Genomic DNA, 11,172 nt, shown 5'->3' on the forward strand with positions numbered 1-11,172 from the left:
CGGGACGCAGAAACCCCCTGCCGCGTTTTGCGGCAGGGGGTTCGTTTTGTTTTATTCCCGTCCGAACATGGCCCGGACCGTGCCCACCTGATACAGCGAGCCGAAGACGCAGACGGCGTCCTCCGGTCCGGCGTCCGACAGAGCCAGAGCTACGCCGTCCTCCACCGTTCCGGCGTCCCGCACGGTGAGGCCGAACCGGCTGCGGATGTCCGCTGCCAGGGCGGCGGCGTCCAGTGCGCGGCTGCTGTCCGGTGTGACGGTGACGAAGGACCTAGCCAGCGGGGCCATAAGGTCCAGCATCCCGGCGCTGTCCTTGTCCGCCATGACCCCCATGACGAAGGTCACGGGCCGGTTTGGCAGGCAGGTCCGCAGGCAGTCCGCCAATGCGGCGGCGCCGTTGGGATTGTGGGCGCCGTCCACGATGAGGTCGGGGCGCCGTTGCAGCACCTCGAACCGTCCCGGCCAGGACGCCGACGCCAATCCCCGGCGGAGGGCCTCCTCCGGAATGGTCCAGCCCCGGCGGCGCAGGGCGTCCGCGGCGTCCAGCGCCGCGGACGCGTTTTGGGTCTGATAGGGCCCCAGCAGGGCGATGCGCAGGTCCTGCCGGTCCCGGTAGGAAAACCGCTGGCCGTCCAAACTGTGGGCGGTCACGGTCAGCGCCTCCGGTGCCGTGACGGTGAGACGCGCGCCGGTATCGGCGCAGCGGGCCGCCACCACGTCCAGCACCTCCCGGTTCTGATGGGACAGGATCACCTCGCAGCCGGGCTTGATGATGCCCGCCTTCTCCCCGGCCACCTGCGGGACGGTGGTCCCCAGGTACGCCGTGTGGTCCAGGCCCACGGCAGTGATCACCGCCGCCTCCGGGGAGGGGATGACGTTGGTGGGGTCCAGACGGCCCCCCATGCCCACCTCCAGCACCGCCAAATCGCAGCCCTTCCGTTGGAAGTACAGCAGTCCCAGGGCCGTCAGCAGCTCGAACTGGGAGGGCTTCTCCCCCAGCCGCGCCAGCAGCGGACGGACCTCCTCCAGCAGGGCGGACAGCTCTCCGTCGGAGATCTCCCGTCCGTCTACCCGGATGCGCTCGTTGTACCGCCGCAGATGGGGCGAGGTGAACAGTCCCGTGGAATATCCCGCCGCCGTCAGGACGGCGGCGAGCATGGCGGCCGTGGAGCCCTTGCCGTTGGTGCCGGTGATGTGGACGAACCGCAGCTGCTTCTGGGGGTCCCCCAGAAGGGCCAGCAGGGCCGCCATGCGGTCCAGTCCCGGCTTCCGGTCCTGCCAGCGGGGGGCGCACAGGGTCTCCATGATCCCGCCGAAGTCCTCCATCAGCCGGCCTCCCGGGCGTAGCCCTGCTTCCGCAGGAACCGGGCCACCGGCAGCAGCAGCGTGGTCACTACCAGAGCCGTCACCACACCGGTGAACAGCCGCCACAGGAAGGAGCCGAAGACGATGGCGAAGGTGTAGTAGTGGTAGATCATGCTGTCCACCCAGTAGACGGCGGTGTTGGCCACGGTGGTGCCCATGGCCCCCAGAACGCAGAAGAAATAGCAGGCCACGGGACGCCGCTCCAGAGGACGGACTCCGGACTGGCAGACCAGCGCCGCCGTACCCACGATGACGGCCCGCACCGCCGGGGGGATGCACCACAGCGCCGTGGTGGCGGTGATGCCGTAGCCCCCCAGGAGCTGGTTCAGAAACTCGCCCACCAGGGCGATGACGGCGGCCTCCCCCGGCCCGTAGAGAATGGCGCTGAGCAGGATGGGCAGGGACGCGAAGGTGATGCGGATATCACCCGGCAGTTTCAGGCTCAGGGTGGTGGTGAGGACGACGTACAGCGCCGTCAGAATGGCCATGCGGCAAAGGGCCTGCACGCTCTGCAGGCCGGTTTTCCGGTTCTTCATATGAAATTTTCCTCCTTTGTGATGTTTGCCACAGAAGGAGGACTTTCGTTCCTCTTTTGTGGCAGCGGATGCGGGCACAGCACCGCGGGGCTCCATGATCCGGCCCCTTCGTCCGGCGGCAACTTCCCATCCGCCGGCACTTGACGCGCTGTCCCTACTCTGTCAGGGTCTCCAAAATGCGCTGAAACTCACTCCCGCGGCGTCCGCAGGCGTCTGGTCACCTCCTTCGTGATCCGCTCCGCACGGGGCAGATAGTCCGCCAGCAATCTGTCGGCATGTTCCTCCAGCCGCCGGGCGGTATTCCGGTCCGTCAGGGTCCGGGTGTTGATGAAAACATTCAGGCCGGCGCTCTCCAGCGCCGCACGGCAGCAGGACGCGCCGCAGCCCACGTCACTGACCATCATGACGCTGCCCTTTTCCAGCATCTCCTCCAGCAGCTCCACGGCACGGCAGGTCTGCTCCAGCATCTCCATGGGCGGGCAGCAGGCGGCCAGGGTGGCCGCTTCCAGCACCTCCGCCCGGGACGGGTCGTCCTTGGGGATGGAATAGGCCCGGGACAGCGGCTCGAAGGCTGCGGCGTCCATGTCCGCCAGCTCCAGCAGACGGCGGCGGACGCTCTCCCCCTCCGCCAGCAGACGGCGGATATCCGGCTCCACGGCGGCGTATTTCTTCTTTCCCAGGGTCAGGTTCCCCGCCATGGAGCAGAGAGCCGTCCCCAGCGCGCCCACCAGGGCGGCGGCGCCGCCTCCGCCGGGCACCGGCGCCCGGGAGGCCAGGACCGCCGTGAAGTCCCCGCAGGACTTGTCCATCAGTTTTTCAGCCATTGGTATTCGCTCCTGTCAAATGGATCAGATGAAATCAGACTCAGAACAGGCCCGTGATCTTCCCCGTCTCGTCCACGTCGATGTTGTTGGCCGCCGGGACCTTGGGAAGACCGGGCATGGTCATGATGTCGCCGGTGAGGGCCACGATGAAGCCGGCGCCGGCGGAGACCTTCAGGTTCCGCACCGTCACGGTGAAGCCCTCGGGCGCGCCCAGCAGGGCTGCGTCGTCGGAGAAGCTGTACTGGGTCTTGGCCATGCAGATGGGCAGCTTGTCAAAGCCCAGGGCCGTCAGCTGCTGGAGCTGCTTCTTGGCCGGGCCGGTGAGGGTCACGCCATCGGCGTGATAGACCTTCGTGGCGATGGCGTTGAGCTTGTTCTCAATGGTGTCGTCGGCGTCGTAGGCGAACCGGAAGTGGTTGGGCTCGTCGCACAGCCGCAGCACCTCCTGCGCCAGGGCGATGCCGCCCTCGCCGCCCTTGGCCCAGACCTCGCTGAGGGCCACGTTGACGCCCAGTTCCCGGCACTTGTCCTCCACCAGCTTCAGCTCGGCGGCGGTATCCGTGGGGAAGGCGTTGATGGCCACCACGCAGGGCAGGCCGTAGACCTTGGTCATGTTCTCCACGTGCCGGAGCAGATTGGGCAGGCCCTTCTCCAGCGCCTCCAGATTCTCGGTGTTCAGGTCGGCCTTGGCAACACCGCCGTGGTGCTTCAGCGCCCGGACGGTGGCCACCACCACCACGGCGTCGGGATGGAAGCCCGCCGCGCGGCACTTGATGTCCAGGAACTTCTCCGCGCCCAGGTCCGCGCCGAAGCCCGCCTCGGTGACGGTGTAGTCCGCCAGCTTCAGAGCCGTGTCCGTGGCCTCGATGGAGTTGCAGCCGTGGGCGATGTTGGCGAAGGGGCCGCCGTGGATGATGGCGGGGGTGTGCTCCAGGGTCTGCACCAGATTGGGCTTCAGGGCGTCCTTCAGCAGGGCGGTCATGGCGCCCTCAGCGTGGAGGTCGTGGGCGGTGACGGGCTTGTCGTCTCGGGTGTAGGCCACCACCATCCGGGCCAGACGGGTCTTCAGGTCCTGCAGGTCCGTGGCCAGGCACAGCACCGCCATGATCTCGGAGGCCACGGTGATGTCGAAGCCGTCCTCTCTGGGGACTCCGTTGACCTTGCCGCCCAGGCCGCAGACGATGTGCCGCAGCTGGCGGTCGTTCATGTCTACGCACCGCTTCCAGGTGATCTTCCGCACGTCGATGTCCAGGGCGTTCCCCTGCTGGATGTGGTTGTCCAGCATGGCGGCCAGCAGATTGTTGGCCGCGCCGATGGCGTGGAAATCGCCGGTGAAGTGCAGGTTGATGTCCTCCATGGGCACCACCTGGGCATAGCCGCCGCCGGCGGCGCCGCCCTTCACGCCGAACACGGGGCCCAGAGAGGGCTCCCGCAGGCACAGGGCCGTCTTCTTCCCCAGCTTCGTCAGGGCGTCCGCCAGACCCACGGAGGTGGTGGTCTTGCCCTCTCCGGCGGGGGTGGGATTGATGGCGGTGACCAGGATCAGCTTGGATTTCCGGGGTAGGTCCTTCAGGGCATGGATGTCCAGCTTGGCCTTGTACTTGCCGTAGGGCTCCAGGGCGTCCCCGTCCACGCCCAGCTTTTCGGCGATCTCCCCGATGGGCAGCATCTCCGCTTCCTGCGCGATCTCAATGTCAGTCTTGTAAGCCATGGGAATCATTCCTCCTGTTGTCAATTCTGTCCCCCGGACGCCGCGGACCGGCGGAGCGCCCCTCCGCCTTCCCTCTCGTGGGCCCCTTCGGACGGTGTCCGGAGCGGTGTCCGCCCCGGCCGGTTCTGCCGGTTCACGGAGAAGCGGCAGCTTTAAGGTAGTATCTTTAGTATAGCGGACAACATGGGGAATCGGCAAGTATTTCTTTCACAAGAATCACTGAAATTCCCGCGTTTCCTTGTCCAAAATGTGCAGAACAGCCCGAACGCTCCCGCGCCCGGGCCGCTGTCAGCGAAAAACGCTCAGCCGAACAGCTCCGCCGCCTTCTCCGCCATGCGGCGGCCGTAGACCTGAAAGGTCTCCCGGCTCTTCTCCAGCTCGCCGGCCACGGCCTCGGGGCCCAGGTGGATCACCGGCTTGCCCTTGGAGCCGCCGCCGGAGTAGACCAGCATGCCATAGACCATCAGGTGGTCCAGAATGGTCTGGATGGCCAGTTCTCCGCCGCCGTGGATGTAGTTGGCGGTGGCGAAGGCGCCGCCCAGCTTTCCGGCCACGCCGTACTTGCCCAGGCCCTCCAGGAACAGCTTCATCTCGCCGCTGACGCTGGCGTAGTAGGTGGGGCTGCCCAGCACCAGGCAGACGCTCTCCCGCAGCCATTCCTCGTCCACCGCGTCGATGGACATGGTCTTGGCCTCCACGGCCTCCACCTGCTCCATGCCCTCTGCGACGGCCTCCGCCATGGCCTTGGTATTGCCGGATTTGGAGTGATACAAAACGCTCATTTTCATTGGGAATTCCTCCTTCTTTTGATGGTCCGTTTTTCGGTTTGCGGCGGAGCCGTTATCCCCGGTCCTCGATCTCCCGGGTGGCGTAGGCGTTCAGCTCCATGCCCGCCGTATGGCCCGCCAGATACTCGTAGTAGCCCTGGGCGCCGATCATGGCGCCGTTGTCGCCGCACAGCCGCAGGGGCGGCAGGTACAGCCGGCAGCCCGCCGCGTCGCAGGCTTTTTGCAGGTCTGCCCGGATGATGGAGTTGGCGGCCACGCCGCCGGCGGCGCAGATCACCTTCCGGCCCGTCTGCCGGGCCGCCTCCATGGCCCGGGGCACCAGCGTATCGCTGACGGCCCGGGTGAAGTCCCGCGCCAGGGCCGCCCGGTCCAGGGGCTCTCCGGTCTGCTCCGCGTGATGGGCCAGATTCACCACCGCCGTCTTCAGTCCGGAGAAGCTCATGTCCAGGGGCGCGCCGTCCACATGGGCCACAGGCAGCTGGTACACGCCGCCCGCCGACTGCTGTGCCAGCTCGTCCATGGGCTTGCCGCCGGGATAGGGCAGGCCCAGCACCCGGGCCGCCTTGTCGAAGCACTCCCCCGCCGCGTCGTCCCGGGTGGCGCCCAGGATGCGGAGGTCCGTGTAGTCCCGCACGTCCACGATGAGGGTGTTGCCGCCGGAGATGGCCAGGGCCAGAAACGGCGGCTCCAGTTCCGGGAAGGCCAGATAGTTGGCGGCGATGTGGCCCCGGACGTGGTGGACGGGGATCAGGGGCACGTTCCAGGCGTAGGCCACGGATTTGGCGAAGCTGAGCCCCACCAGCACCGCGCCGATGAGGCCGGGGGCGTAGGTCACCGCCACGGCGTCGATGTCGTCCTTCGTGCAGTGGGCGTCCGCCAGGGCTTTTTCCGTCAGGGCGGCGATGGCCTCCACGTGCTTCCGGGAGGCGATCTCCGGCACCACGCCGCCGTACAGGGCGTGCATATCCGCCTGGGAGGCGATGGCGTCGGACAGGACGCGGCGGCCGTCCTCCACCACCGCCGCGGCGGTCTCGTCGCAGGAGGATTCAAAGGCCAGTATCTTCATTGGGTGTTCCCTCTCTCTGTCAGCAGTTGATGACCCGGCTCAGGAGCGGATCACGGGGCCGCCGTCCGCCGGGGTCTCCGGGGCGGTCAGCTCCTTCGTCATAATGAGGGCATCCTCTCTGGGATGCTCATAGTAGTTCCGGCGGCGTCCCACGCTGCGGAAGCCCAGTCCGCCGTACAGGGCGATGGCCCCGTAGTTGGACGCCCGGACCTCCAGCGTCAGGAAGCTGAGCCGGTTGGCCTGGGCGAAGTTTAGGAACACGTCCAGCAGCTTCCCGGCGATGCCCTGGCGGCGGTACTCCGGCCGCACCGCCACGTTCAGGATGGTGCCCTCGTCCAGCACCACCTGGAGTCCGGCGTAGCCCGCCACCTTGCCGCTGTCGTCCAGGGCCACCAGGAAGGCGGACAGGGCGTTGTCCAGCTCCTCCGCCAGCATGTTCCGGGACCAGGGGTCCGGGAAGCAGATGCGCTCCAGCTCCGCCACCTCGTCCAGATGGTCGGCGTTCATGGGCACGATGCGGATGTGCATTTGTTCTCTCATATCGCAGATTCCTTTCCGATGAGGTCTGTCACGACCCGGTCTCCCGTCCGTAGAGCCAGACGCCCAGAATGATGACCGCGCCGCCCAGCACCGTCAGCGCCCCCGGCACCTCCCGGAACAGCAGCAGGCCCCACACCGAGGCAAACACCGGCTCCAGCAGCTTGACGGTGGAGATGAAGGCGGCGGGCAGATATTTCAGTCCCCAGCTGAACACGCTATGGCCCAGCAATGTACAGAACACCGCCATGCCCAGGGCGGTGAGCCAGTTGACGGCGCCGTGGCCCGTCAGGGGCAGGCGGCGGCCCAGGGCGATGGCCAGCACCGTCACCGCCGCGGCGGCGTAGACCAGCCATGTGTACACGGTGGTGGACAGCCGCCGGCGGCACACCGCGCCGATCATGGTATAGCCCGCCATGCACAGCGCGCCGGTGAGGGCGATCAGGTCCCCCCGCACCGCGTCCGGCCCCGCCGCGGTGTCCGCCAGGGCAATGGCGACGCTGCCGCCGAAGGCCAGCAGCACCGCCAGCCACGCACGGCCCGTCAGCCGCTGCCGGAACAGCAGTACCGTCCCCAGGGACACGAACAGCACCTCCGTGTCCACCAGCACCACGGAGGAGGCGATGGAGGTATACCGCAGCGACTCAAAATACGCCGCAAAGTGCAGTCCCAGAAAGGCCCCGCTGGCAAGACACAGCAGCAAGTCCCGGCCCGTCAGCCCCCGCAGCTCCTCCCGGCGGCGCAGCAGGACGGAGGGCGTCAGCAGCGCCGCCGCCATCCCCACCCGGTACAGCACCAGGATCAACGACGGCGCCGTGGACCACCGGACGAATACGGCGGACAGGGACACTCCCACCACGCCCAGCAGTACAACGAGCCGCTTCACGGCGCCGCTCTGTTTGTTCTCTCCTGTCATCTCAATTCCCGATTTCCGATTGCTCTCAGCCCTTGGCCTCCAGCCAGTTCTTGCCCCAGTGGGCGTCGGCGGTCAGGGGGACGGAGAGACGGACCACGTTCTCCATCTCCTCCGTCAGGATCCGGGCCACGGCCTCCGCCTCGTCCTCCGGGCACTCCACGATCAGCTCGTCGTGGACCTGGAGCACCAGACGGGCATGGGGGCGCTCCGCCCGCAGCCGCTTCCACACGGCGATCATGGCCAGCTTCATCACGTCCGCCGCCGCGCCCTGGATGGGCATGTTCAGCGCCACCCGCTCGCCGAAGGCCCGCATGTTCCGGTTGGAGGACACCAGCTCCGGCAGGTCCCGGCGGCGGTGGAAGATGGTCTCCACATACCCCTGCTCCCTGGCCTGCTCCACCACGGTGTCCATATACCGCCGCACGCCGGGGAAGGCGGCGAAATAGGCATCCATATAGTCCTTTGCCTCCGCCACGCTGGTGCCGATGTCCTGGGACAGGGAGAAGGCGGAGATGCCGTAGACGATGCCGAAGTTCACCGCCTTGGCCCGGCGGCGCATCTCATGGGTCACGTCCTCCCGGGCCACGTGGAACACCTTCGCCGCCGTCTGGGCGTGGAAGTCTCCTCCGGCCAGGAAGGACTCCCGCATGTTCTCATCCCCGGAGACGTGGGCCAGCAGCCGCAACTCGATCTGGGAGTAGTCCGCGTCCACCAGCACGCAGCCGCCGGCGGGGACGAACATCCGCCGGATCTCGCTGCCCAGGTCCGTCCGGGTGGGGATGTTCTGGAGGTTCGGCTCCGTGGAGCTGAGCCGTCCCGTGGCGGTGACGGTCATCTGGAAGCTGGTGCGCACCCGTCCATCGGGACTGAGGGCTTTCAGAAGGCCGTCGGCATAGGTGGATTTCAGCTTGGCGTACTGCCGGTACTCCAGCACCGCGTCCACAATGGGCGCCTCCGGCCGCAGCTTCTCCAGCACGTCGGCGTTGGTGGACCAGCCGGTCTTGGTCTTCTTCCCGTGGGGCAGGCCCAGCCGGTCGAACAGCACCTCGCCCAGCTGCTTGGGGGAGTTGATGTTGAACGTCCCCCCGGCCATGTCGTAGATGGCCGTCTCCAGCTCCCCGCCGCGCTTGGCCAGCAGCTCGCCGAAGGACGCCAGCGCCCCGGCGTCCACCCGGCAGCCCGCCAGCTCCATCTCCGCCAGCACCCGGCACAGGGGCAGCTCCGCCGTCTCATACAGCTCCCACTGGCCCCGCTCCCGCAGGCGGGCGGACAGAGTCCCGTACAGGGCCTCCACCGTTCCGGCGTACCGGTCCAGGGCTTCGGCGGCGGCACCCGCGTCCCCCAGCATGGAGAAGGCGTCCGCCTTCCGATGCAGCGGCTCCGGCAGCTCCCGGTTGAAGTACGACACCGACAGCCGCCGCAGGTCGTAGCTGCCCGCCGTGGCGTCCAGCAGATAGGCCGCCAGAGCCGTGTCGAACACGAAGCCCTCCGCGGGCAAGCCGTTTTCCAGCAGCGTCCGCATCAGGTCCTTGACGTTGTGGGAGACCTTCCGGATATTCTCCGAGAACAGGGCCTTCAGAAGCCCGTTCCAGTCCCCCCGGTACTTCTCAAAGAACAGCTCCGCGCCGCCCTGCTCCCACGCCACGGACACGCCCGTCAGGTCCGGCAGGGCCAGCAGGGACACGTGGTCCGCCTGCCGCCACTGTTCCAGCAGCTCCGCCGCCCGGTCCGGGGAGGTCACCTGCTCCGCCGGGGCGGCGGGCATAGTATCCTCCGTCTGCTCCGCCGGGGCGGCGGAGGCGGGCCGCAGGCCCCACTTCTCGATGAGCTTGGAGAACTCCAGCTTCAGAAACAGTCCGTACAGCTCCGGCGACGGCTCCCGCCGCAGATTCTCCGCCGGGTCGAAGTCCAGCGGCGCGTCGGTGACGATGGTGGCCAGCCAGTAGGAGTGGCGGGCGGCCTCCTCCCCCGCCGTCAGCTTTTTCAGCGCGGCGGGCTTGGCCTCGATGTCCGGCAGTCTGGCGTACAGATCGTCGATGGACTGGTATTTCTGGATCAGGTCCATGGCGGTCTTCTCGCCGATGCCAGGCACGCCGGGGATGTTGTCGGAGATGTCTCCCATGAGGGCCTTCAGGTCGATCATGTGGATGGGGTCGAAGCCGTACTGCTCCCGGAAGGTCTCCGGGGTCATGTCCTTTGTGGTGGTCTGGCCCATGCGGGTGGACACCAGCTTCACCTTGGTGCGGTCCGTGATGAGCTGCAAGCTGTCCTTGTCGCCGGTGACCACCACGCACTCCCAGTCCGCGGCCTCGCACTTCCGGGAGATGGTGCCGATGAGGTCGTCGGCCTCCCAGCCCGCCAGCTCGTAGCGGGGGATGCGCATATCGTCCAGCACCTCTTTCAGCACCGGCACCTGCTGGCGCAGCTCCTCCGGCATGGGCTTCCGGGTGGCCTTGTAGGCGGTGTCCGCCGTGTGGCGGAAGGTGGGGGCGTGGACGTCGAAGGTGACGCACAGCGCGTCGGGCTGTTCCTCCTCCGTCAGACGCTGCATGGTGGTGAGAAAGCCATAGACGGCGTGGGTGTACAGCCCGTCCCGGGTGGTGAGGGGCCGGATGCCGTAATAGGCCCGGTTCAGGATGCTGTTGCCATCGATGACCATGAGTTTCATAGGGAGGTCCCTCCTGTTTTCACGATTTGCGCTGATTGTATTAGTATACCGTATTTTGAGCCGGAAAACAAGGGCGCCATGGACGCGTCTCCTCTGTCTTTTCCGGAAGCGCCGTCACAGCAGCTTGTCATAGGCCAGCTTCCCGCTGCCCTGGAAGACAATGACGCCGCAGCGCCGGAAGCCGTTCCGGGCCAGGATATGCTGCATCCGCTGGTTGGGGAAATCCGTGTCCGCCCGGATGTATCCCACGCCCCGCTCCCGGCACAGCGCCTCCACCAGAGCAAAGACGCTGTCGGACAGGCCCTTTCCCCTGGCCGCCCTGCTGAACGCCAGCCGGTGCACCACGGCGTAGGGTGCGTCGGCGCTCCAGGCTCCGTCGATCTCCGCGTAGGCGGGCTCGCCTGAGAAGTCCACGCAGAGATACCCGGCGATGACGCCGCCGCTCCGGAGAACATACCCCTTTTCCGCCTGCACGTCCTCCCGGATGGTGTCCGGGTTGGGATAGTCCTCCGTCCACTGCACGAAGCCCTGCTCCCGCTGAAAGAGCCTGCCCTCGTCGATGATCTGCCAGCACGCCCCGATGTCCTCCATCCGGGCCAGTTCCAGTGTATCCATAAGCACTCCTACAATAATAATTACGGTTTAAGGCACGGCAGCCAGCCGCGTCTTTTTCCATCTCAAAGCCGAAGCTGTTAGAATGAGAGAGTAAATGGCCTGACAGTTAAGACCTTGGGCTGACACGCCCGCACAGGAGTCCGTCA

Annotated in this window: 10 protein-coding genes and 1 riboswitch; all 10 genes read right to left on the reverse strand. The window is 67.0% G+C overall.

The genetic code is table 11. The features are described 5' to 3' along the window. Positions 1 to 51 precede the first annotated feature (51 nt). Positions 52 to 1,326, reverse strand: a complete 1,275-nt coding sequence (locus tag ACTNBU_RS08220) for a bifunctional folylpolyglutamate synthase/dihydrofolate synthase (protein WP_441032654.1) — start codon at positions 1,324 to 1,326, stop codon at positions 52 to 54. Continuing rightward, on the reverse strand, positions 1,326 to 1,901 hold the full coding sequence (locus ACTNBU_RS08225; protein WP_441032657.1) for a folate family ECF transporter S component: 576 nt from the start codon (positions 1,899 to 1,901) through the stop codon (positions 1,326 to 1,328). Before ACTNBU_RS08225 ends, ACTNBU_RS08220 begins: the two co-directional genes overlap by 1 nt. A 60-nt stretch (positions 1,902 to 1,961) precedes the next feature. Then, positions 1,962 to 2,065: riboswitch (THF riboswitch) on the reverse strand. Between the two features lie 24 nt (positions 2,066 to 2,089). Continuing rightward, the gene (locus ACTNBU_RS08230) at positions 2,090 to 2,725 is read right to left on the reverse strand and encodes a cyclodeaminase/cyclohydrolase family protein (protein WP_441032660.1); all 636 of its coding nucleotides are present in this window, start codon (positions 2,723 to 2,725) and stop codon (positions 2,090 to 2,092) included. A gap of 40 nt (positions 2,726 to 2,765) precedes the next feature. Continuing rightward, entirely contained in the window at positions 2,766 to 4,436 is a 1,671-nt protein-coding gene (locus tag ACTNBU_RS08235; RefSeq protein ID WP_441032663.1) for a formate--tetrahydrofolate ligase, read from the reverse strand. 302 nt (positions 4,437 to 4,738) lie between these two features. After that, a complete protein-coding gene (locus ACTNBU_RS08240) occupies positions 4,739 to 5,224 on the reverse strand; it encodes a flavodoxin family protein (protein WP_441032665.1) in 486 nt (161 codons plus the stop codon). 52 nt (positions 5,225 to 5,276) lie between these two features. Next, positions 5,277 to 6,290, reverse strand: a complete 1,014-nt coding sequence (gene tsaD, locus ACTNBU_RS08245; RefSeq protein WP_441032667.1) for a tRNA (adenosine(37)-N6)-threonylcarbamoyltransferase complex transferase subunit TsaD — start codon at positions 6,288 to 6,290, stop codon at positions 5,277 to 5,279. A gap of 39 nt (positions 6,291 to 6,329) precedes the next feature. Continuing rightward, positions 6,330 to 6,830 carry a ribosomal protein S18-alanine N-acetyltransferase gene (rimI, locus tag ACTNBU_RS08250; protein WP_441032669.1) on the reverse strand — a complete coding sequence of 167 codons (501 nt, stop codon included), beginning with the start codon at positions 6,828 to 6,830 and terminating at the stop codon, positions 6,330 to 6,332. A 28-nt stretch (positions 6,831 to 6,858) separates the two neighbouring features. Further along, positions 6,859 to 7,743: a DMT family transporter gene (locus ACTNBU_RS08255; RefSeq protein ID WP_441032672.1), complete on the reverse strand. Its 885-nt coding sequence runs from the start codon at positions 7,741 to 7,743 to the stop codon at positions 6,859 to 6,861. Positions 7,744 to 7,768: 25 nt separating this feature from the next. Further along, positions 7,769 to 10,411 (reverse strand): DNA polymerase I, encoded by a 2,643-nt coding sequence (polA, locus tag ACTNBU_RS08260; RefSeq protein WP_441032674.1) that lies wholly within the window; start codon positions 10,409 to 10,411, stop codon positions 7,769 to 7,771. A 114-nt stretch (positions 10,412 to 10,525) separates the two neighbouring features. Continuing rightward, on the reverse strand, positions 10,526 to 11,026 hold the full coding sequence (locus tag ACTNBU_RS08265; RefSeq protein WP_441032677.1) for an N-acetyltransferase family protein: 501 nt from the start codon (positions 11,024 to 11,026) through the stop codon (positions 10,526 to 10,528). Between the last annotated feature and the right edge of the window lie 146 nt (positions 11,027 to 11,172).

The organism is Dysosmobacter sp. HCP28S3_G4, from assembly GCF_052065175.1.
In the GTDB taxonomy this organism is placed as follows: Bacteria; Bacillota; Clostridia; order Oscillospirales; family Oscillospiraceae; genus Oscillibacter.